Origin of the sequence: Streptomyces sp. NPDC086080 (assembly GCF_044540255.1) — a bacterium.
Taxonomy (GTDB): domain Bacteria; phylum Actinomycetota; class Actinomycetes; order Streptomycetales; family Streptomycetaceae; genus Streptomyces.
This window is the reverse complement of sequence record NZ_JBITRU010000005.1, coordinates 232334-254550: the sequence shown is the minus strand read 5'-3', so window position 1 is coordinate 254550 and position 22217 is coordinate 232334. Positions and strand designations below refer to the sequence as shown.

At 73.1% G+C, this 22217-nt stretch carries 19 protein-coding genes; 10 read left to right on the top strand and 9 right to left on the bottom strand.

Annotated features, from left to right (window positions below):
- Window positions 1–165: 165 nt before the first annotated feature.
- Complete coding sequence (locus tag ACIF9R_RS09010; protein ID WP_399976351.1) at window positions 166–1281, bottom strand: ADP-ribosylglycohydrolase family protein; 1116 nt, start codon at window positions 1279–1281, stop codon at window positions 166–168.
- Between the two features lie 212 nt (window positions 1282–1493).
- Between ACIF9R_RS09010 and ACIF9R_RS09005 the strand changes: the two genes are divergently transcribed.
- Window positions 1494–1775: a hypothetical protein gene (locus tag ACIF9R_RS09005; protein WP_399976348.1), complete on the top strand. Its 282-nt coding sequence runs from the start codon at window positions 1494–1496 to the stop codon at window positions 1773–1775.
- A complete protein-coding gene (locus ACIF9R_RS09000) occupies window positions 1772–2170 on the top strand; it encodes a PIN domain-containing protein (protein WP_399976346.1) in 399 nt (132 codons plus the stop codon). The genes ACIF9R_RS09005 and ACIF9R_RS09000 overlap by 4 nt, the downstream gene beginning before the upstream one ends.
- 11 nt (window positions 2171–2181) lie before the next feature.
- Here the strand turns inward: ACIF9R_RS09000 and ACIF9R_RS08995 are convergent, their stop codons facing one another.
- The 3 genes from ACIF9R_RS08995 to ACIF9R_RS08985 form a co-directional block, all read right to left on the bottom strand.
- Window positions 2182–2748 carry a hypothetical protein gene (locus ACIF9R_RS08995; protein WP_399976344.1) on the bottom strand — a complete coding sequence of 189 codons (567 nt, stop codon included), beginning with the start codon at window positions 2746–2748 and terminating at the stop codon, window positions 2182–2184.
- Between the two features lie 146 nt (window positions 2749–2894).
- A complete protein-coding gene (locus ACIF9R_RS08990) occupies window positions 2895–5492 on the bottom strand; it encodes a bifunctional FO biosynthesis protein CofGH (RefSeq protein WP_399976341.1) in 2598 nt (865 codons plus the stop codon).
- Window positions 5493–5604: 112 nt separating this feature from the next.
- Window positions 5605–6462, bottom strand: coding sequence for a TIGR03619 family F420-dependent LLM class oxidoreductase (locus ACIF9R_RS08985; RefSeq protein ID WP_399976338.1), 858 nt, complete (start codon window positions 6460–6462; stop codon window positions 5605–5607).
- A gap of 181 nt (window positions 6463–6643) precedes the next feature.
- Between ACIF9R_RS08985 and ACIF9R_RS08980 the strand changes: the two genes are divergently transcribed.
- The 3 genes from ACIF9R_RS08980 to ACIF9R_RS08970 all read left to right on the top strand — a co-directional run bounded on the left by ACIF9R_RS08980 (window position 6644) and on the right by ACIF9R_RS08970 (window position 10547).
- Window positions 6644–7045, top strand: coding sequence for a nitroreductase/quinone reductase family protein (locus ACIF9R_RS08980; RefSeq protein WP_399976335.1), 402 nt, complete (start codon window positions 6644–6646; stop codon window positions 7043–7045).
- Between the two features lie 126 nt (window positions 7046–7171).
- Complete coding sequence (locus ACIF9R_RS08975) at window positions 7172–10129, top strand: AfsR/SARP family transcriptional regulator (RefSeq protein WP_399976332.1); 2958 nt, start codon at window positions 7172–7174, stop codon at window positions 10127–10129.
- Window positions 10130–10355: 226 nt separating this feature from the next.
- Window positions 10356–10547, top strand: a complete 192-nt coding sequence (locus tag ACIF9R_RS08970; RefSeq protein WP_399976330.1) for a hypothetical protein — start codon at window positions 10356–10358, stop codon at window positions 10545–10547.
- A 155-nt stretch (window positions 10548–10702) separates the two neighbouring features.
- On the opposite strand, the gene ACIF9R_RS08965 is transcribed toward ACIF9R_RS08970, so the two are convergent.
- The 3 genes from ACIF9R_RS08965 to ACIF9R_RS08955 form a co-directional block, all read right to left on the bottom strand.
- On the bottom strand, window positions 10703–11221 hold the full coding sequence (locus ACIF9R_RS08965; RefSeq protein ID WP_399976327.1) for a hypothetical protein: 519 nt from the start codon (window positions 11219–11221) through the stop codon (window positions 10703–10705).
- Window positions 11222–11398: 177 nt separating this feature from the next.
- A complete protein-coding gene (locus tag ACIF9R_RS08960; protein WP_399976325.1) occupies window positions 11399–13822 on the bottom strand; it encodes a PQQ-binding-like beta-propeller repeat protein in 2424 nt (807 codons plus the stop codon).
- A 180-nt stretch (window positions 13823–14002) separates the two neighbouring features.
- Window positions 14003–14740, bottom strand: coding sequence for a VOC family protein (locus ACIF9R_RS08955; protein ID WP_399976322.1), 738 nt, complete (start codon window positions 14738–14740; stop codon window positions 14003–14005).
- A gap of 134 nt (window positions 14741–14874) precedes the next feature.
- On the opposite strand from ACIF9R_RS08955, the gene ACIF9R_RS08950 reads away from it, so the two are divergent.
- The 4 genes from ACIF9R_RS08950 to ACIF9R_RS08935 all read left to right on the top strand — a co-directional run bounded on the left by ACIF9R_RS08950 (window position 14875) and on the right by ACIF9R_RS08935 (window position 18413).
- Entirely contained in the window at window positions 14875–15510 is a 636-nt protein-coding gene (locus ACIF9R_RS08950; protein ID WP_399976656.1) for a TetR family transcriptional regulator, read from the top strand.
- Window positions 15511–15731: 221 nt separating this feature from the next.
- Entirely contained in the window at window positions 15732–16157 is a 426-nt protein-coding gene (locus ACIF9R_RS08945; protein ID WP_399976320.1) for a pyridoxamine 5'-phosphate oxidase family protein, read from the top strand.
- A gap of 27 nt (window positions 16158–16184) precedes the next feature.
- The gene (locus tag ACIF9R_RS08940; protein ID WP_399976317.1) at window positions 16185–16856 is read left to right on the top strand and encodes a pyridoxal 5'-phosphate synthase; all 672 of its coding nucleotides are present in this window, start codon (window positions 16185–16187) and stop codon (window positions 16854–16856) included.
- A gap of 348 nt (window positions 16857–17204) precedes the next feature.
- Entirely contained in the window at window positions 17205–18413 is a 1209-nt protein-coding gene (locus ACIF9R_RS08935; protein ID WP_399976314.1) for a flavin-containing monooxygenase, read from the top strand.
- Between the two features lie 107 nt (window positions 18414–18520).
- On the opposite strand, the gene ACIF9R_RS08930 is transcribed toward ACIF9R_RS08935, so the two are convergent.
- On the bottom strand, window positions 18521–19861 hold the full coding sequence (locus ACIF9R_RS08930) for an MFS transporter (RefSeq protein WP_399976311.1): 1341 nt from the start codon (window positions 19859–19861) through the stop codon (window positions 18521–18523).
- Window positions 19862–19933: 72 nt separating this feature from the next.
- On the opposite strand from ACIF9R_RS08930, the gene ACIF9R_RS08925 reads away from it, so the two are divergent.
- Window positions 19934–20974: a GlxA family transcriptional regulator gene (locus ACIF9R_RS08925; RefSeq protein ID WP_399976309.1), complete on the top strand. Its 1041-nt coding sequence runs from the start codon at window positions 19934–19936 to the stop codon at window positions 20972–20974.
- A 469-nt stretch (window positions 20975–21443) separates the two neighbouring features.
- On the opposite strand, the gene ACIF9R_RS08920 is transcribed toward ACIF9R_RS08925, so the two are convergent.
- Window positions 21444–21923 (bottom strand): ATP-binding protein, encoded by a 480-nt coding sequence (locus ACIF9R_RS08920; protein ID WP_399976653.1) that lies wholly within the window; start codon window positions 21921–21923, stop codon window positions 21444–21446.
- Between the last annotated feature and the right edge of the window lie 294 nt (window positions 21924–22217).

Below are 22217 nucleotides of genomic sequence, written 5' to 3'. Positions count from 1 at the left end.
CGTCCTTCCTGCCGGGTTCGTGGTGCCGGGGGGATCTCGCCCCCGCCGCCCCTTCCCGTCCCGTCCCTGGGGGCTTCGCCCCCAGACCCCCTTCGCGCCCGCGCGGCGGAGCCGCATATCGGCACAGCCCCGCGCCCCTGATTGCCCGCGTCCCTGATGGCGCCGCTATGCGCGGGGATATCGGGCCAGCCAGGCGGGGGAGGATCCTGTGGGGCTGTGCAGGGTGGGGCCCTGGGTCATCTCCATGGCGAAGTCGTCGGCGAGTTCCAGGATGGTGGGGCGGCCCTCCAGTTCGGCCAGCCAGGCCGGCGGCAGGGCCGTCTCGCCGTGCAGCGCCCCGAGCAGCCCGCCGGTCAGCGCGCCGGCGGCGGCGCTGGGTCCGTCGTGGTTGACGGCGAGACACAGCCCGTGCCGTACGTCCTCCCCCACCAGCGCGCAGTACACGGCGGCGGCGAGCAGCCCATCGGCGGTCGCGTTCCCGACCAGCTCCGTGACCCGCTCCGGGGTGGGTATCCCCTGCCGTACGGCACCGAGCGCGCGCTGGAGCGCGTCCGACACCGGCTGGTGCCCGGGCCGCGCCGCCAGCAGCGCGAGGGCGCGCTGCACGGCCGCGTCCAGGTTCTCGCCCCGGGCCAGCGCGTGCACGATCACGGCGTACCCGCCCGCCGCGAGGTATCCGGCCGGATGGCCGTGGGTCTGCGCCGCGCACTCCACGGCGAGCTGGGCGACGAGCTCCGGCTCCCAGCCGACGAGCAGCCCGAAGGGCGCGGACCGGGCGGCGGCCTCCGGCCCGGCCTCACCAGGGTTCTTGGGCGCGTCGAGGGTCCCCATGATCTCGTCACCGAGCCCGAGCAGCAGCGTCCGGGCGGGGTCCCGGCGGGCGTACAGCCACTCCTCGCGCGCCAGCCAGCCGTCGTCCCCCCGTCGTTCGTCCGGACCCCAGTCCCGCTGGGTGGTCGCCCAGCGCAGATACGCCCGGTGCAGGTCGGTCGGCGGATGCCAGGCCCCGGTGTCGCGCCGCACCTGGGCGCGGATCAGGCCGTCCACGGAGAACAGCGTGAGCTGGGTGTGGTGCGTGACGGCACCGCGCCGCCCGTAGGCGGGGGCGAGGTCGGTCATGCCCTGCGGGCCGTGGGCCTTCCGGATCGCGTCGATCGGCAGGCCGTTCACGGGCGCGCCCAGCGCGTCGCCGATGGCCACCCCGAGCAGTGTCCCGCGCACCCGGCTGCGGAAGTCCTGCTGCTCCCGGCGCCCCCACACGGGCCCGGCAGTACCGGTCACCAAGACCTCCCGGGCACCGTCCGTACATGCGACGCCCAGCACTGTAATCGAACGCGGTCGGTCGGTTCAGGAGGCGGATCGGTATGCGAGAAGTACGCCGAGTGATCGGATCCGGCCGATATCGACCGTCCCGGGGGCGTACGGGCCTCAGCGCAGCGCATACCCCCACGCCTCCCACGCGATTATGGCATTCGTGATGCCATAATGGGCCCATGGCTGACGACGACACCGCGTTCCCTCCCGGCGACGGTCCGAGCAGTGGCGTATCCGTCACCCTCACCGCCGGCACTCTGCACGCCATTCGTGAGCGGGTCGGCAAGCGGGGTGTCTCGGCGTATCTGGAGCGGGCGGCTCAGCGACAGATCGAGCGGGACCAGTTGGATGAGTTGATCAACGCTTTCGAGGAGGTCCACGGGCCGGCGGACCCGGAGGCCGTCGCAGTCAAGCGCGCCCGGCTCACCGGAGAGGGCTCGGACGCGGGGGCCGCCGCGTGAGCGGTGCCCTGATCCTGGACAGCGAGGGACTGGCCAAGGCCGTACAGCGGGATCGTGAGGTGCACGAGTGGCTGACAGCCGCCCGGGAGGCGGATCTCCCGGTGATCACCTCGGCCGCGGTACTGGTCGAGGTGATCCATCCGCGGATCAACGATGCCGCGCTTCGATGGACGCTGTCGCGACTGCGTGTGGAGCCGGTCACCCAGGCGCTCGCCCAGTCCGCTGCCGCCTTGTTGCGCACGGTCGGCCTGCACGGCCACAAGTACGCCATCGACGCCATGCTCTGTGCGACCGCCCTGCACCACCCCGGCAGAGTGACCGTCCTGACCTCCGATGTCGAGGACATCGGCCTGCTCACGGCCGGGCATCCACGCGTGGTGGCCGAGAAGGTCTGAGGTCGCGAGGGCTACTCGACCACCCGTACCGTCGTGCCCGCCGTGCCGAAGGCCCACAGGGCCCTGCCGTCGTCCTTCGTCACGCGGATTCCGCCGGTCTTGGCGTCCGGAGCCGCAGGAGGGGGTGAGGCCCCGTCGACCGCGTTGGAGAACGCCACGGAGATGCCGGACTTGGCGGCGAAGTAGACGATGTGCTCGACCTCCACACCGTCGCTGCCGGTGGTGGCCTCCGTGCGTTTGCCGATCGTGTACGAGCCGGGGTCCGGGGAGACCGTGCCCGGCCAGACCGGGAAGGTGCGGCGGGCGGCGTCGCTGGCGTCGACCAGCCAGACGCGTTTCTGGTCGAGGGAGTAGACGATACGGCGGCCGTTGCCCGAATCGGCCGGCACCGCCACCGGCTTCTTCTTCTCCGGCTGGGCGGAGGGCTTCGCGTCCGGCGTCGCCGACACGCTCGGCCGGCTCGTGGCGGCGGTGGGTTTCGTCCCCTGCTCCGCCTCTACGGCCAGGAACCCCACCACGGCTATCGCGCCCGCGGTCAGCCCGGTCACCCAGGCCCACGAAGGAAGACGGGCAGACACCGGTACGTATCTCCTCAGTTACGGGTCCCGAACGCGCGTCGGATCATCCTACTGCCAGCACTCACCGCTCCCCGGACCGTCCCCGACCGGTCCGGACGGTCCGGACGGTCCCGGGACCGCGCGCGGCCCGCTCCCCCGCGCCCCTCTCAGTCCAGTACCGGCAGCAGCTCCGGCAGGTGGCCGTCCGAGGCGTCCGCCGCCCGCCGGCGCTCCTCGGGGACCTCGCCGTACAGCGTGGTCCGGGGCCGCGACGGGCGCCCGGCCGCGTCGGCCACCGCCCGCAGGTCCCTGACCGACTTGTAGGAGCCGTAGGACGAACCCGCCATCCGCGAGATGGTCTCCTCCATCAGCGTGCCGCCGAGGTCGTTCGCCCCGGAGCGGAGCATCTCCGCCGCGCCCTCCGCGCCCAGTTTCACCCAGCTCGTCTGGATGTTCGGGATCCAGGGGTGCAGCAGCAGCCGCGCCATCGCCGTGACCGCGCGGTTGTCGCGGACCGTCGGGCCCGGGCGGGCGATACCGGCCAGGTAGACCGGGGCGTTGGTGTGCACGAAGGGGAGGGTCACGAACTCGGTGAAGCCTCCGGTGCGCTGCTGGATGCCGGCGAGGGTGAGCAGGTGGCCGAGCCAGTGGCGGGGCTGGTCGACGTGGCCGTACATCATCGTGGACGAGGAGCGGATGCCCAGTTCGTGGGCGGTGGTCACCACCTCGGTCCAGGTCGCCGCGGGCAGTTTGCCCTTGGTCAGGATCCAGCGGACCTCGTCGTCGAGGATCTCCGCCGCCGTGCCGGGGATGGTGTCCAGACCGGCTTCCTTCGCCGCCGTCAGCCACTCCCGCACGGACATGCCGGTGCGGCTCGCGCCGTTCACCACCTCCATCGGGGAGAAGGCGTGCACATGCATGCCGGGGACGCGTTCCTTCACCGCCCGCGCGATGTCGAAGTACGCGGTGCCGGGCAGGTCGGGGTGGATCCCGCCCTGCATGCAGACCTCCACCGCGCCCAGGTCCCACGCCTGCTGGGCGCGGTCGGCGACCTGGTCGAGCGAGAGCGTGTAGGCGTCGGCGTCCGTACGGCGCTGGGCGAAGGCGCAGAAGCGGCAACCGGTGTAACAGACGTTGGTGAAGTTGATGTTGCGCGTGACGATGTACGTCACGTCGTCGCCCACCGCCGACTTCCGCACGTCGTCCGCGACCCGGCACAGCGCGTCCAGCGCCGGGCCGTCCGCGTGCAGCAGCGCCAGCGCCTCCGCGTCGGTCAGCTTCGTCGGGTCGTCGGCCGCGGTGCGCAGGGCCTCGCGGACGTCGGTGTCGATGCGCTCCGGGACCATCCCGGGGGCGGCCGCCTCGCGCAGCGCCTCCCAGTCGCCGTACACCTCGTCGAAGTCGTCGCGGCGGTCGGTGGTGCGGCCCTCGGTGTCGATGGTGCGGTGCAGATCGGTGCGGCCGGTCGCGGTGAACGCCTCGTCCGGCTCCTGCCAGGGCAGCCCGCGCGGCAACGCGTCGGGGCGCGCGAGACCGGTGGCCGGGTCGGCGAGCGCGGCCACGTGCGGGCGCAGCCGCGGGTCCAGCCAGGGCTCACCGCGCCGCACGAACTCCGGGTAGACGCAGAGCCGTTCGCGCAGCTCGAAGCCGGCCGCGCGGGACTTGTCGGCCAGTTCCTCGATCTGCGGCCAGGGGCGTTCGGGGTTGACGTGGTCGATGGTGAGCGGGGAGACGCCGCCCCAGTCGTCGATGCCCGCCGCGATCAGCCGCCCGTACGCGGAGTCGACCAGGTTCGGCGGGGCCTGGAGACACGCGGAGGGGCCGAGGACGAGCCGGGCGACGGCGACCGTGGCGACCAGTTCGTCCAGTTCCGCGTCCGGCATGCCGCGCATCGCGGTGTCCGGCTTGGCGCGGAAGTTCTGGATGATCAGTTCCTGGATGCCGTGGTGGGCCCGGGAGACCTTCCGCAGCGCGAACAGCGACTCCGCGCGCTCCTCGAAGGTCTCGCCGATGCCGATGAGGATCCCGGAGGTGAAGGGGACCGAGGAGCGGCCCGCGTCCTCGAGGACCCTCAGCCGCACGGCCGGTTCCTTGTCCGGGGAGCCGTGGTGGGGGCCGCCGGGCTCGGACCACAGGCGGGTGGCGGTGGTCTCCAGCATCATGCCCATGGACGGCGCGACGGGCTTCAGACGCTGGAAGTCCGTCCAGGTCAGGACGCCGGGGTTGAGGTGCGGGAGGAGTCCCGTCTCCTCCAGGATGCGGATCGAGATGGCGCGGACGTAGGCGATCGTGTCGTCGTAGCCGTGCGCGTCGAGCCATTCGCGTGCCTCGGGCCAGCGGTCCTCGGGCTTGTCGCCGAGGGTGATGAGGGCTTCCTTGCAGCCGGCCGCGGCGCCCTTGCGGGCGATGTCCAGCACCTCGTCCGGCGACATGAACATCCCGTGCCCGGCCCGGCGCAGCTTGCCGGGCACGGTGACGAACGTGCAGTAGTGGCACTTGTCCCGGCACAGCCGGGTCAGCGGGACGAAGACACTCTTCGAGTACGTGATGACTCCGGGCCGCCCGGCCGCCTCGAGTCCCGCGTCCCGGACCCGGGCGGCCGACGCCGAGAGGTCCTCCAGGTGCTCACCGCGCGCCTGGAGCAGGACCGCCGCCTCCGACACGTCCAGGGAGACGCCGTCCCGGGCACGTCGGAGGGCACGGCGCAGGGAGTTCTCGGTCGGGCCGCCCGGGCCGCCCGTTCCGGGGGTCGCGGAAGTCGTCATTCCTTGAGCATACGTTCGGGTCGATCAGGCCCCCGGCCGGTCCACCGCGTCCGCATCGCCCGCCTCATCCGCTCCGCTCGGTACATCCGTTTCATCCGTCAGCTCGGTCCGCTCAGTCCGCTCCGTCCACGAACGGCTGGTAGGCGTCCAGCGCCCGCAGCACCTCCGCCTCCCCCGCCGCCGGCAGCTGCACCACGGTCTCCTCGATCCCCAGCCCGGCGAAGTGGGCCAGCTTGCCCGCACTGGGAACGACGGCGTACGGCACGACCTGGAGGGCGCCCGGGTCGCGGCCCGCGTCCGCCCAGGCGGTGCGCAGCAGCGGCAGCGACTCCGTCAGGCCCCGCCCGCCGATCGGCAGCCAGCCGTCGGCGTACTCGCAGATGTGCGCGAACAGCTTCGGTCCGGCCGCCCCGCCGACCAGCGTGCGCGGGCCGACCGCAGGACCGCGCGGTTTCCGCACCGGCTTGGGGTACGCGAGGCTGGCCCGTACGCTCCCGAACTCGCCCTCGTACGGCGTCGGTTCCTCCGCCCACAGCGCACGCATCAGACCGATGCGGTCCCGCACCAGCTCACGCCGGGTACGCCACTGCACCCCGTGGTCGGCGGCCTCCTCGACGTTCCAGCCGAAGCCGAGGCCCAGGGTGAACCGCCCGCCGGAGAGGTGGTCCAGCGTCGCGACCTGCTTGGCCAGGTCGATCGGGTCGTGCTGCGCGGCGAGCGTGATGCCGGTGCCGAGTCCCAGCCGCTCACTGACGGCGGCGGCCTGCCCGAGCGCGACGAAGGGGTCGAGGGTGCGGCCGTACTCCCTCGGCAGCTCCCCGCCCGCCGGGTAGGGAGTGGTCCGCTCGACGGGGATGTGGGTGTGCTCCGGCAGGTAAAGACCGGCGAACCCTCGCTGCTCCAGCTCACGGGCGAGCCGGACCGGGGTGATCGTCTCGTCGGTGAGGAAGATCGTGACGGCGATGCGCATGAGCGGCCTTTCGTACGCGGACGACCACCCATCCATACCCTGACGGACCCTGTCTGTCCATACCGACCGGTCGGGATATCGCCACGTCCGCGGCCTCCCGGCAGCCCGGCCGCCACGCCTTTCCCGGGCGCGCCGCCGGGCCCGGGAAAGGCGCGGCGGCCGGCGGTAGGCTCGGCGCACGATGACTTCTGGGACCTCGCGCGCCGAACGCAAGTACCGGACCGCCACCGCCTTCCAGCGCAGGATCAACCCCCTCCTGCGCCGGCTGCCGCTCCAGACGGTGCTGGAGACCACGGGGCGGGTCTCCGGCCTGCCCCGCCGCACCCCCGTGGGCGGACGACGGGTGGGCGACTCCTTCTGGCTGGTCTCGGAGTTCGGCGAACGGTCGCAGTACGTCCGCAACATCAAGGCCGACCCCCGGGTGCGGGTGCGCGTCCGGGGCCGCTGGCACACCGGGACCGCCCATCTCCTGCCCGACGACGACGCCGTGGCCCGGCTGCGCACCCTGCCCCGCTTCAACAGCGCCGCCGTACGGGCCCTCGGGGCGGGGCTGTTGACGGTGCGGGTGGATCTGGACGGCTGAGGGCGAAGATGTGTGGGCTCCGTGGCGGCCCGCGGTTCGCCGTGTGACCGCGGTCTCGCACGACTGCCGCATCCGCCATGAACAAGGCAAACTGGCGTAGTTGCTCAGGATGCATAGGGGGACTGCATGGAGGTTGCGCCGCGAGGACCGCAGCGGCGGCGTTCCGGCTCCTCGACGGAGTCCGGAGGGCTGCGCTTCGGCGTGCTCGGCCCGGTACGGGCCTGGCGCGACGACGAACCGGTCGCCACCGGCAGCCCCCAGCAACGCGCCCTGCTCGCCGCCCTGTTGCTGCGTGAGGGCCGTACGGCCACCGCGGCCGAACTGATCCACGCCCTGTGGGGCGAGGAACCGCCGGCCCAGGCGCTGGCGGCGGTGCGTACGTACGCCTCCCGGCTGCGGAAGGTGCTGGACCCCGGGATCCTGGTCAGCGAGTCCGGCGGCTACGCGGTGCGCGGGCTCGACGAGGGCGCGCTGGATCTGACGATGGCTCAGGAACTGGCGACGGAGGCGGAGAAGGCGCGCGGCGGCGGTGACCCGCGCCACGCCCGGGACGCGCTGAACCGCGCCCTGTCCCTGTGGGACGGCGAGACGCTGGCCTCGGTGCCCGGCCCGTACGCGGAGGCCCAGCGCGTCCGCCTGGAGGAATGGCGACTCCAACTACTGGAGTCCAGGCTGGACATGGACCTGGAGCAGGGCTGCCACGCGGAGGCGGTCTCCGAGCTGACGGCTCTCACGGCGGCGCATCCGCTGCGGGAGCGGTTGCGCGAACTGCTGATGCTGGCGCTGTACCGCAGCGGCCGCCAGGCGGAGGCGCTCGCGGTCTACGCGGACACCCGCCGTCTCCTCGCCGACGAACTCGGCGTGGACCCGCGCCCCGGCCTCCAGGAACTCCAGCAGCGCATCCTCCGGGCCGACCCGGGCCTCGCGGAACCGTCGGCCCCCGCGGCGGAACCGGTGGCGGCCCCCGTCCGCCCGGCCCAGCTCCCGGCGACGGTGCCGGACTTCACGGGCCGCGCGTCCTTCGTCAGGGAGCTGAGCGAGGTACTGGCGTCGGCGTCGGGCGCCGGGACCCAGGTGATGGCGGTGTCGGCGCTGGCGGGTATCGGCGGCGTCGGCAAGACGACGCTGGCCGTGCACGTGGCCCATGCGGCGCGCTCCGCCTTCCCCGACGGCCAGTTGTACGTCGATCTCCAGGGCGCGGGAGCGCGGTCCGCGGAACCGGAGACCGTTCTGGGTTCCTTCCTGCGGGCCCTCGGCACGGCGGACTCGGCGATCCCGGATTCCCTTCAGGAGCGGGCGGCGCTGTACCGCTCGGTCCTGGACGGCCGCAAGGTCCTGGTCCTGCTGGACAACGCACGGGACGCCGCACAGGTGAGGCCGCTGCTGCCGGGGACGGCGGGCTGCGCGGCCCTGGTGACCTCCCGGGTCCGGATGGTGGACCTGGCCGGAGCCCATCTGGTCGACCTGGACGTGATGTCGCCTGAGGAGGCGCTGGCGCTCTTCACGAAGATCGTGGGCGAGGAACGGGTCGCGTCGGAGCGCAAGGCGGCCCTGGACGTGGTGGCGGCCTGCGGCTTCCTGCCGCTGGCGATCAGGATCGCGGCGTCCAGACTGGCGGCACGGCGTACCTGGACGGTCTCGGTCCTCGCGGCGAAGCTCGCCGACGAACGCCGCCGCCTGGACGAACTCCAGGCCGGCGACCTGGCGGTGAAGGCCACGTTCGAGCTGGGCTACGGGCAGCTGGAACCCGCCCAGGCCCGCGCGTTCCGGCTGCTGGGCCTGGCGGACGGGCCGGACATCTCGCTGGCGGCGGCGGCCGCGGTCCTGGACCTGCCGGCGGAGGACACGGAGGACCTGCTGGAGTCCCTGGTCGACACGTCGTTGCTGGAGTCCGCGGCCGCGGGCCGCTACCGCTTCCACGATCTGGTGCGGCTCTACGCGCGTGCGTGCGCGGAACGGGACGAACAACCCCCGAGCGAAAGGGAGTCGGCGCTGTCGCGGTTGCTGGACTTCTATCTCGCGACGGCCGCGGGGGTGTACGCGATCGAGCGGCCCGGGGACCGGCTGGTGGACGACCTCGAACGCACCGCGTATCCGGGCCTGGTCTTCACCGACGGTTCCGCCGCCCTGGACTGGCTGTACACCGAGTCGGCGAACCTGCTGGCCTGCGTGCGCCAGACCGCGGGCACCGGCAGGCTGCGCGGGGGCATCGATCTCCTGTGGGCCTCGCGCGACCTGGCCGAGTCGGGCACCAACTCCCGTCAGTACGAGGTCACGGCCGTCGCCGTCTGTGAGGCCGCGCGGGAGGCCGGTGACCCGCGCGCCGAGGGCAGGGCCCGCAACACCCTCACCGGCGTCCTGCTCGTGTCCGGACGCATCGAGCGGGCCGAGAACGAAGCGCGCGCCGCCATGGAGCGGGCCGCCTCCGCCGGGGACGCGACCGCGGCGAGCTGGGCGGCGCAGGACCGGGGGCTCATCGCACTGCACCAGCACCGTTACGCGGACGGCAAGGCCTTCTTCGACCGGGCGATAGAGGGGTTCCGGGCGGCCGGCAACGGGCTCTGCGAGGCGACGGCGCTGTGCAACCTCTCCCGCGCCCACATGGGCATGGGCGACACCGGCAGGGCCGTCGAGTTCGCCCAGCACGGCCTCGACCGGCACATCGCGGTGGGCAGCACGATGCGCCTCGCCAACGGGCACTACGCCCTGGGTGTCGCTCTGGTGACGGCCGGCCGGCACACCGAGGCCCTCGGCCAGTTCTCCGAGGCCCTGAGCATCTTCACGGAACATCGCCAGCGCCTCTGGGAAGGAACCACACAGTTCAGGATCGCCGAGGCGCACCAAGCCGGCCACCGTCCGGCCCAGGCGGCCCGGCACGCGGAGCAGGCGCTGGCACTGGGCTGCATCGGTGGTGACCGTATGCGCGGCAACGTCCTGACGCTGCTGGGTCACGCTCTCGCGGAGCTGGGCCAGGCGGACCGGGCGAGGGCGTGCTGGCGCGAGGCGCTCGGTCTCTACGAGGCCAACGGCGCGCCGGAAGCCCTCCTGGTCCGCACGCTGCTCGCGTCGAAGGCCAGGGCCTGAACAGGGCGACCGCCCGGCGGGGCGGCCGGCGTTCAGCGAACGTTTATCTCCGCCCGGCATCATCGTCTGTGTCACGCCGTCGCGTCGGGGGGCAGACGGGTGACCAGGAGCCCTCAGGAGTTACTGTGCGGCTCCACGCGCCCGCCCGGCAGTACTCGGGGGAGCTTCCGGGTGGGCGCTCCGGACGTGTCACCGCAGCGTGTCACCGCAGAAGGGGAGCAACTCCATGGCCGACAGCATGAGGGACTCGGACGCCAAGCCGCTGGACAACAACATGCCCAGCCCCCCGGCGTCGGACGGAACCCCGACCACCCAGGACAACAACATGCCCAGCGAGCCCGCCGGGGACACCATCACGACGATGGACAACAACATGCCGGCTCCGCCCCAGTTGGACCTGGACCGGGACGGCAAGTAGACCTTTCCCGCACGGGGATCGGCCGCGGCGGCGCGGAGGGGAGGCCGTCGCGGCCGACGTGTGTCCGGGCGGGTTTCCCGCGGCGTGCCCCGGTGACCCGCGCCGGGAAGACCGCTGACGAGTGGCCCGGCGGTCACCCGTCGGCGACGGGCCGGTCAGCCGACCGCCGGGGCGTACGGGACCGGGTCGCAGTCGGCGATCCGGGTCACGTCGTCGACGGTTTCCACGTTCATCTCCGTTGTCACGGTGTCTCCCGCGGGTACGGCGACCGCCTGTGTCCGCGTGACGACCTCCGCGCCGCTCGTGTCCTCGAAGGTCACGGTGACGGTGAACACGCCGTCCGTGGCGTGGGGGTTGGTGACCTGGACCGTGGCGTACGGGTTGTCCTTCGAGGCGCAGGTCAGCAGGTCCACCGTGGCGACCGTGGAGGACGAGGGCGCGTCGCCGGCGTCGCCGCCGCCGCCCGTGCCGCCCTCGTCGTCATCGTCGTCGTCGTACCGGTGTGAGCCTCCCCCGGAGCCCGACGACGAGTCGTGGTTCTGGGACGAACTGCTGCAGCCGCCCCCGTCGCCGCTGCTGCCGCCGTGCCCGCGGCCGGTCGAGAAGCCGGTGAGGGCGAGGACGACGAGTGCCGAGACGGCCGTGAGCCCGAGTGTGTTCCCCCGAATCCGCATGGCCGTCAGGCTAGCCGTGTGCACGTCACGGCCCTGTCACCGTCCGTCGACCGTCCCGCACCCGTACGGCACCGCACCGTCCGCCCCCAGGGGGTGTGCGTCGGATCAGGCCGGAGGTGACCGAGGGTATCCGTCCAGCCGGACCCCACGTCCCCGGCATGATCCGCCGGACAGGCCCTAAGCCGTCCGGGCCGTTCCCGTCCCCTTCTCCGCGTCCAGCGCGTACACACAGCGGTCCTTGCTGCACGCGTACACCACGCCGTCCCGGACCACCGGGGAGCCGGTGATCTCGCCGCCGGTCGCCAGCTTCCACCTCAGGCGGCCGTCGTCGGCCTTGAGGGTGTACAGCAGGTGGTCGCTGGAGCCGAAGTGGATGCGGCCCTCGGCGACCACGGGGGCGCCCACGATCTCGCCGCCCGACTGGAAGCGCCACTTGGGCGTGCCGGTGACCGCGTCCAGGGTGTAGAGGCCCTTGCCGCTGCCCACATGGACGTGTCCCGCGGCGACCAGGACCGGTTCGATGGAGGCGCGGGACTCGGTGGCGATGCGCCAGCGGTCGCGGCCGTCGGTGGCGTCGAGGGCGTAGACCGTGCCGAGGTAGTCGGCGAGGTAGACACCGCCGCCGGTCACCGCGGGGCCGGGGACGAAGGCGGGCGGGCAGAGGAAGACCGCCGGGGCCTCGAAGTGCCAGCGGACGTGGCCGCCGGTGACATCGATGGCGAGGACGCGGGTGCCGGCGGAGACGTAGACATGGCCGTCGGGCGCGTGGGCGAGGCGGACCGGGACTCCACCGCAGGAGGCGGCGTCACCGATGGGGTACGACCAGCGCTCGTCGCCGGTGCGGGCGTCGAGGGCGCGCAGGCGGGCGTCCTGCCAGACGTAGACGGTGCCCTCGTGGACGGACGGCCCGGCCTCGGGGGACTCGAAGTCGGTCTGGCAGCCGCTGATCTCCCACAGCTTCTGACCGGTGGCCGCCTCCCAGGCCTGGACGCCACCACCGCGTGTGCCGGTGACGACGGTGCCGCGGTCGGCCTTCAGGGAGTACACCCAGGCGTCCGTGGACAGCCGCCACAGGTCACCGCCCTCGCGGGCGTCCAGGGCGAAGAGGGTGGGGCCGTCGGAGGCGTGGATACGGCCGTCGGCGACCGCCATCGACCAGGCGACGTCGCGGGTCTTGAAGCGGCGCCGGCCGGTGGCGACGTCGAGGGCGTGCACCTCGAAGGAGGTGACGTAGACGAGGTCGCCGTCGACGGCGGGGGTGCCCCAGACGTCGTTGGACATCCGGAAGCGCCACGGACGCCAGCCACTGGGGTGCTCCGGCGCGGCGGTGGGCGCCGGTACGGCCGGGTCGGCGCCGTTGACGCCGGGGCGGGGCTTGGACCAGGTGGCGGCGAGGGCGGCCTCCGGCGGGGGTGCCTTGACGGCGGCCGCGCGCGTGTCGGCGACGCGCGGGCCGGGACCGATGGGGACCATCGCGCCCGCCAGACGTACGGGGCCGGTGTCGGGGGCACCCACCGGGGCGCCCAGGGCCGGACCGGCGTGCGCACCCGGGTGTCCGCCCGCATGCGCTCCCGCGTGCGCGCCCACCGGGGCCGGCCTGGAAGGGGGCGGCGGGACGACGGGGGCGTGCGGCGGCGGGGGCGGTGCGTGGTGACGGGCGCCGCCGACGCTGCGGCCGCCCCCGTGCGGGGGCCTGGGCGTCGGACGGCCACCCCGGCGGGTCTCGATCAGGCTGACCGCCCGCTCGGGCAGCCACGCCGACGCCGTACCGCTGTCGTCGGAGCCGGAGCCGAAGAGGTGCGGAGCGAGCTGGGCCTGGAGGTCGGCGGGGTTGGGCCGGGCCGTGGCCTCCAGCTGCATGCACGCCTCGATGAGCGGGCGCAGCTCGTCCGGGAGCCCTTCGAGGTCCGGGCCCTCACGCAGCAGCATGAAGACGGTCTCGACGGGGTTGGCGCCGTGGAAGGGCGGGTGACCGGTGGCGGCGAAGACGAGCATCGAGCCGAGCGAGAAGACGTCGCTCGCGCCGGTGACGCTGCGCGAGTCCTTGGCCTGCTCCGGGGACATGTAGGCGGGGGTACCGACGGCGACGTTCGTCATCGTCAGACGGGTGTTCGACACGCCGGACGCGATGCCGAAGTCGATCACCCGGGGGCCGTCCTCGACGACGAGGACGTTGGAGGGCTTGAGGTCGCGGTGGACCAGCCCCGCACCGTGGATCGACTGGAGGGCCTCCGCGACGCCGGCCGCGAGCCAGCGCACCGCCTGGGCCGGCAGCGGCCCGCACTCGTTCACTATCTCCTCGAGGGAGGGCGCGGGAACGTAGGCGGTGGCCAGCCACGGCACGGCGGCGCGCGGATCGGCGTCCACGACGGCGGCCGTGTAGAAACCGGAGACCGCGCGGGCCGCCTCCACCTCGCGCGTGAAACGGACCCGGAAGAGCTGGTCCTCCGCCAGCTCCGTGCGGACCGTCTTGATCGCCACCCGCCGGCCGGACGCCGAGCGCGCGAGATAGACCAGCCCCATGCCGCCGGCTCCCAGCCGTCCCAGCACCTCGAACGGCCCGATACGCCGCGGATCGTGCTGCGTCAGCTGATCCACCACTTGCCTGCCACCTCCCCGTACGAGTCGCGCCACCACCTGTGCGCGACCGTAGTGCAGCGTCTCACCCCCGCACCGCCGTGGCGCCACGCACCCCGATTCTTCCTGTCCGGGCGCCCGGTTGCGAACCGGCCGACAAATCGGGTGTCCAGGTTTACATATGACACCGCGGGCGGAAACGGCTCAGCGGTACAGCAGCGCGAAGGACGCCCCCTGATTGTCGGTGACCACGGCCACCGTTCCGTAGGACGTCTCGAAGGGCGGAACCTGGACCCGCCCGCCGAGCCGGGTCACCTCCGCGAGGCCCGCCGTGAGGTCCTCGACGGCGAAGTGGACCAGGAGATGGGGCGGCATCTCGGCGGCGAAGACGTCGGAGACCTGTGCGCGGCCGAAGTCGGGGTCTGCGTCCGGCCCGAACAGGGCATCGTGGAAGAGATCGCCGTAGAACGTGTTGGCCGCCTCGGTGTTCCGTGCGTAGAGCTGCACCCAGGCGAAGGTGCCCGGTGCGTGCCGACGGCCGAAGCCGGGGGACCGTGCGCCCTGCCACAGGGAGAACACGGCACCCTCGGGATCGGTGACGAGCGCGGTGTGGCCCAGGTCTCCGAAGGGCAGCGGCGGGGAGACGACGCTTCCGCCGGCCGCACGGATCCGCCCGCACAGCGCCCCGGCGTCGGGGGTCGCGAAGGAGACCGTCCACACGGTGGGCAGCCGGCCGTCCGTCTTGTGCGCGAGGGAGGCGACCGCTTCCCCGTCCTTCAGCGCCCGCACGGTCCCCTGCGGCTGCTCCTCGAAGGTCCACCCGAAGAGCTCGCCGTAGAAACGCTTGCCCGCCTCCACGTCCGGCAACTGCGCGTCCACCCAGCACGGGGTGCCCTCCGCGTACTGGGACGCCCTGTACTCCGATGCCCTGTTTTCGGCCATGCCGCCAAACTAGCCGCGCCGGCCGCACCCCGCAGACCAGGCACACCAGCGTCCAGGGGGCCGCGCACCCCATTTGCAGTCGGCCGAATAGCGCCCGCATCACCCGTCGGTAAGCTGACGTCATGACAGGACAAGTGCGTACCGTCGACGGCCGCGTGGCCGGCCGGCGTGGGCAGGCGACCCGGCAGAAGCTGCTCGACTGCCTCAGCGAGATGCTCAGCTCCTCGCCCTACCGGGATGTCAAAGTCATCGATGTCGCCCGCCGGGCGGGGACTTCGCCGGCGACCTTCTACCAGTACTTCCCGGACGTCGAGGGCGCCGTTCTGGAGCTGGCCGAGAAAATGGCGGCCGAGAGCGGCGAGTTGACGGAACTGGTCGCGGGCCGCTCGTGGGCCGGGCGGGCCGGCTGGCAGACAGCGCAGGAACTCGTCGACGGCTTCCTGGAGTTCTGGCGGAGGAACGACGCGATCCTGCGGGTCGTGGATCTCGGTGCCGCCGAGGGCGACAAACGCTTCTACAAGATCCGTATGAAGGTCCTGAACTCGGTGAACACCTCGCTCACCGAATCGGTCGCCGAGTTGCAGTCCAAGGGACGGATCGACAAGGACGTGAATCCCGGGGCGGTCGCCGGCTCCCTGGTCGCCATGCTCGCGGCCGTGGCATCGCACCAGAAAGGTTTCTCCTCCTGGGGTGTGAAGCAGGCCGAGATCAAGCCCAACCTGGCCCTGCTGGTCCACCTGGGGGTGACCGGCAGAAAGCCGACGAAGTAGCCGCCCGGCGGCACGCACACCCCGCGCGACCTCACAAGTCCTGTCATCGAGGCGGCGGTTCACTCCGGTGGACCGCCGCCTGTCGCGTGGTACGGGGCGGAGCTGGTCCGATGGACGAGGAATCCTCCCCGCGCGGCCCGCGTTGCATCCGGGGAGCCCCGACCGCACGCCCGAACCGGCGCGCCGCCGCCCCGGCACACCCATCGCAGGAGGAACCCGTCATGGCCCTGACCCGCGAAGAACGTGAGCAGTTCCTGGCCGAACCCCATGTCGCCGCGATCGCGGTCGACGCCGGGGACGGCCGCGCCCCGCTGACCGTGCCGATCTGGTACCAGTACGCGCCCGGCGGCGACCTGTGGATCCTCACCGGCCTCGACTCGCGCAAGAACCGGCTGATCGGCGCGGCGGGGCGGTTCTCGCTCATGGTGGACCGCCTCGAACCGACCATCCGCTACGTCTCCGTCGAGGGCCCGGTCGTCGACACCACTCCGGCCACGATCGAACGGCTCCGGGAGCTCTCCGCCCGCTACCTTCCGCCGGACAAGGTCGAGGGATACGTCGACTTCGCCTGGAAGAACCACGGCGAACAGGTCGTGGTGCGGATGCGGCCGGAGCGCTGGGTGTCGTCGGACCTCGGGTCGATCTGACCGGGCCGCACCACCGACAATCGGGGTATGGAACCCGGTCTTCACGAGCTGCTGAGGTCGCTTCGGGTGTGGGACCCGGCGGTCACCACCCTGCCGCCGTTCGAGCCCGACACCGCGCCCGCCCTACCGCTGCCGCTGTTCGCGCGGTGGCTGGCGGAGGCGGCCGCGGCCGGGCAGCCCGATCCGCACACCATGTCGCTGGCCACGGCGGACGCGGAAGGGCTGCCCGACGCACGGATCGTCACGCTGCACGGCGCCGACGACAGCGGCTGGTCCTTCGCGACCCATGCGCACAGCCGCAAGGGCGGGCAGCTCGCCGCCCGTCCGTATGCCGCGCTGGTCTTCTACTGGCAGGTGCTGGGCCGTCAGGTGCGGGTGCGCGGGCCCGTGGAGGTCGCTCCGGCCGAGGAGGCACAGGCGGATCTGCACGCCCGTTCGACGGGTGCGCTGGCCGCCGCCCTCACCGGCAGCCAGAGCCGGGTCCTCGGCTCGGCGGAGGAACTGGCGCGGGCCTCGGAGGAGGCCTGGGAGCGGGCCCGGCGGGAGCCGGGGACGCCGGTGCCGTCCTGGACGCTGTACCACCTGCGGCCGGACGAGGTGGAGTTCTTCCAGGGCGACACCCGGCGGCGGCACGTCCGGCTGCGCTACCGGCGGGGTGCCGCGGCCGGGGAGTGGATCAGGGAGTCGCTCTGGCCCTGAGGCCGGCGGCCGGAGACCGGCGGGTATGGCGGGGCCGCCACGGCGACAGGAACCGGGAGCGGGACACGGAAGCCGCCACAGCGACAGGAACCGGAAGCGGGACACGGAAGCCGCCACAGCGACAGGAACCGGAAGCGGGACACGGAAGCCGCCACCGCGTCCGGGATCGAAGCACGAAGCCGCTGCCGCCCACCAGGATCCGGAGGGTGTCACCGGGTCGCCGTGTCGCGCGGGTGGCCATGGGTTTCCTGCGAACTCGCGCACCCCATGCACCGATGTGATCAATCCGCAACCAATTTCGGTCTTGACCGATACCCATCAACCAGGCATGGGATTACGCTCGCGCTCATGACCGATTCCTCCGACTCGCCCACCTCCGCGCGGTCCACCGCGCCGAACCCCCCGGACCGCCCCGTCTACGTCATCGGCGGCGGACCGGGCGGGCTCTCCGTCGCGTACGCCCTGCGCGCCCGGGGGATACGGGCCGTCGTCCTGGAGCGGTCCGACCGCGTCGGCGCCTCCTGGCGGCGCCACTACGACCGGCTGCGCCTGCACACCACCCGTCGTCTCTCCGCCCTGCCCGGACTGCCGATGCCCCGCCGGTTCGGCCGGTGGGTGGCCCGGGAGGACATGGTGCGCTACCTGGAGAAGTACGCCGAACACCACCGCCTGGAGATCGTCACCGGCGTCGAGGTCACCCGGGTCGAACGCACCCCGGACGGCAGCGGCTGGCTGCTGCGCGCCACCGGGGGGCGCGAGCTGACCGGCGCGGCGGTCGTCGTCGCCACCGGGTACAACCACACCCCGCGCCTCCCGGACTGGTCCGGCCGGGACACGTACACCGGAGAGTTCCTGCACGCCTCCGAGTACCGCGAGCCGAAGCCCTTCGCCGGCCGGGACGTGCTCGTCGTGGGCATCGGCAACACGGGCGCCGAGATAGCCGTGGATCTGGTGGAGGGGGGCGCCTCCCGGGTGCGGCTGGCGGTCCGCACCCCGCCGCACATCGTGCGCCGCTCGACCGCGGGCTGGCCCGCGCAGTACTCGGGCATCCTGGTACGGCGGCTGCCGGTCGGCCTCGTCGACCGGCTGTCCCGGGTCCAGGCGCGGGTGGCGCTCCCGGACCTGTCGGCCCAGGGCCTGCCCCGGCCCGACTCCGGTCTGTACAGCAGGGTGCGGGAGGGCGCCATCCCCGTACAGGACGTCGGGCTGATCGACGCGGTGCGCAAGGGGACGGTGGAGATCGTGGCCGCCGTGAAGGGTTTCGAGGAGGGCGAGGTCGTCCTCGCCGACGGCGGGCGCGTCACCCCGGACGCGGTGATAGCGGCCACGGGGTACGTCCGCGGGCTGGAGACCCTGGTCGGTGACCTCGACGTCCTCGACGACCGCGGCAGACCCGTGGCACACGGCCCCCGCACCCCGCCGGGCGCCCCGGGCCTCCACTTCACCGGCTACACCAACCCGATCAGCGGCAACCTCCGCGAACTGGCGCTGGACGCCGAGCGGATCGCCAAGGCCCTCTCCCGTGCGAAAGGCGTGTCCCGGCTCCCCGTCACGTGATCCCCGGCGGGAACGGGCGGGGCGGCCGCGCGACCCGGCGCTCGCGGGGAGGCCGGCACGCCCACCGGTGCCCCCGCGGGACGGCTGCCCGCGACGTGCGCGGGCGGTCAGACGGCCGCCACGCGCGCACCGTCCGTACGGCGCCGGATCACCAGCGCCATCAGCGCCGCCGCCGCGCACAACGCGCCCGACGCGACCCAGACCACGTCGTACGACCCGAACGCGTCCCGGGCGACACCCCCCACGAAGGCGACCACGGCCGCCCCCACCTGATGGGAGGCGAGCACCCACCCGAAGACGATCGGGCTGTCGTCCCCGTAGTGCTCCCGGCACAGCGCCAGCGTCGGCGGCACCGTCGCGACCCAGTCGAGCCCGTAGAACACGATGAAGAAGATCATCGGCGGATGCACACCCGGCGCCAGCAGCATCGGCAGGAACAGCAGCGAGACACCCCGCAGCGCGTAGTACACGGCGAGCAGCCGCCGCGAGTCGTACCGGTCGGTGAACCATCCGGACGCCACCGTCCCGACGACATCGAACACCCCGATGACCGCCAGCAGCGACGCCGCCGTCGTGATCGGCATGCCGTGGTCGTGGGACGCGGGCACGAAGTGGGTCTGGATCAGACCGTTCGTCGAGGCGCCACAGATCGCGAAGGTTCCGGCGAGCAGCCAGAAGGGCCCGGTCCGCGCCGCCGAGAACAGCACGGTCAGGGCGCGCCGGGCGGCACCCGGCACCGGCGCGGGCTTGGGTACGAACTCCTTCGCCCCGTAGGGCTTCTGGCCCACGTCGGCCGGGTGGTCGTGCAGCAGCAGCCAGACGAACGGCACCACCGCGAGGGCGGCGAGCGCCACGGTGACGGCGGCCGGCCGCCAGTCGTACGTGGCGACGATCCAGGAGAGCACGGGCAGGAAGATCAGCTGTCCGGAGGCGGACGCCGCGGTGAGGATGCCGGTGACCAGGCCGCGGCGCTCGGTGAACCAGCGGTTGGTCACGGTGGCGGCGAAGGCCAGCGCCATGGAGCCGGAGCCGAGGCCGACCAGCAGACCCCAGCACAGGATCAGCTGCCAGGCCGCGGTCATCCACACCGTCAGTCCCGAGCCGAGCGCGATCACGGTGAGCGCGACCGCGACGACCCGCCGGATGCCGTAGCGGTCCATCAGCGCGGCGGCGAACGGCGCGGTGAGGCCGTACAGCGCCAGGTTCACGGAGACCGCCGCGCCGATGGTCCCGCGCGACCAGCCGAACTCCGTGTGCAGCGGGTCGATGAACAGGCCCGGCACGGAACGGAACGCGGCGGCGCCGATGATCGTCACGAAGGTGACGGCGGCGACGAACCACGCGCGGTGGACCCGGCGGCGGGCGGGCCCGCGGCCGCTCGCGGGCGGCTCCACGACGGCGGCTGTCCGCGCTCCTGGCTGCGCTGCTGGCTGGCTTGTCTGTGTCACGTCATAGAGCTTCCGGTGCCGGAGGCCGCCGCATCGAGTGGCCCGAAGGACAGCGTTCGCTAGGATCGGGCCATGGATCCGGCCGAGCACACCCCCGCATCCGACGCCTTCCGGCCGCACCGGGTCGTCGTCCTCGCCCTCGACGGGCTGCTGCCGTTCGAGACGGGCATCCCGCACCGCATCTTCGGCGGCCCCCGCGACGGGCACGGGCGGCGGCTGTACGAGGTGGTCACCTGCTCGGTCCGGCCGCCCGGTCCCGTCGAGACGGACGCCGACTTCTCCCTCCACGTCGCCCACGGCCCCGAGGCTCTCGCCACCGCCGACACGGTGATCATCCCGGCCTCCTACGAACTCGGCCCGGTCTACGCGCGCGGTGAGCTCACCGACGAACTGGCCGCCGCCTTCGCCCTGATCCGGCCCGGCACCCGGATCGCGTCCATCTGCACCGGCGTCTACGTCCTGGCCGCCGCCGGGCGCCTCGACGGGCGCCCCGCGACCACGCACTGGGCGGACGCCGAGCGCTTCCAGGAGCTCTTCCCCCGGGTCCGGGTGGACCCGGACGTGCTGTTCATCGACGACGGCGACATTCTGACCTCGGCGGGCGTCGCGGCCGGCATCGACCTGTGCCTGCACATGGTGCGGCGCGACCACGGCGCCGTCGTGGCCAACGACGTGGCCCGGCGTACGGTCGTACCGCCGCACCGGGACGGCGGGCAGGCGCAGTTCATCCGGCGGCCGGTGCCCGATCCGCGGCAGGCGTCGACGAGCGCTGCCCGCGCGTGGGCGCTGGACAGGCTGCACGAGCCGATCCAGCTGCGGGACATGGCCGCGCGGGAGTCGATGTCGGTGCGTACCTTCACGCGCCGCTTCCGGGAGGAGGCCGGGGTCAGCCCGGGGCAGTGGCTGACCCAGCAGCGGGTGGAGCGGGCCCGGCACCTGCTGGAGTCCACCGGTCTGTCCGTGGACCAGGTGGCGCGCGACGCCGGTTTCGGTACGGCGCAGTCGATGCGGCAGCACCTCCAGGCGGCACTGGGGGTGACCCCCACGGCGTACCGGCGGACCTTCCGGGCCGGCGGGCGGCAGGAGGGGGTGGCCGCGTCCGTGTCCGGGTGAGGGAGAAGTTTTCCACAGCCTGTGGACGGCCGGGGCGCGGTCGCCACCGATCGAGGCGCCGGGCCGGCGACGCCACGGACACGGCCCGGGCCCCGGTGGCGGTGCGGCGCTCTCCGCCCCGAGCACGGCAGCGCCGCACCGCTCTTCGGCTCGGCGTTCCCTCCCGGGTCCCCCTCGGCCCTGGGGAACCGACGCCGCATCACGACCCACACTCGTCGAGGGCTCCCGTCGCCGGACCCTCGCCGTCCCCTCACGGCGAATCGCTGACGAACAGCGTGATCAAACGGTCACGGCGCGTCAATACCGGTTCGGGCGAGAGGGGACGGACGTGACACAATCCCTGGTCAACGGCGCGGCGCACGGAAGCACACCCGGCGCACCGGCCCGCACACCGCCTCGTACGACCGGCCCACCGTGCACCCGTGCCCCTCCGGGGGCGGACGGTCCGCACCCGCGCGGCAACGCGCGCTCAGACCGCTTCGTAGGCCAGTCCGTCGTAGGCCGCCGCGGCGCCCCCGCCGCAGGGCCGCGCCGCCTCGGATCCCTGGGCGCAGCGGTCGAGTTCGCACCAGATGCGTTTGCCCGCCCCTTCGGCGCTCCAGCCCCAGCGGTCGGCCAGGCCGTCGACGAGGGCGAGTCCGCGTCCCCCGGTCGACTCGCCGTTCACGCAGCGCGGCACCGGCGCCCGGTCGCTGCGGTCGGCCACCTCCAGACGGACGACGGCCTCCTCGGGCGCCTCCTCGGCCGCCTCCGCGACCGGCAGGGAGAGCCGCAGCACGGCCGGACAGCCGGTGTGCACCACGGCGTTGGTGACAAGCTCCGAGACGAGCAGGATCAGGGTCTCGGCCAGCGGTTCGTCGGCCCCTATACCGGACCCGGCCAGCCGGGAGCGGGCCCATCGCCGCGCCCGCCCCACCTCAGCGGGGTCGGGCCGGATCTCCAGCTGCACTTGAAGCACCTGCACCGCTCACACCATCCGAACCGGCGGACACTTGGACTCGCGCCTCACGAGGGCCACGATCGTAGCCATTTTCCGCATGGCTAGAACAACGGCCGGGACAGGGGTCACGGAACGTGAGTCCCTTGTGGGACAGCATGGTTGACGTACAGTCACGTCAACAAGCGCTTCGGGCATATTCCAGCGCGAAGGAGTACACGTGCGGCATACTGTGCGACCCCCGTCACAGGCGGCCGGGGAGGCGGCGTCGGCCGGCCCGGCCACGCGGCGAGCAACCGCAGGTAC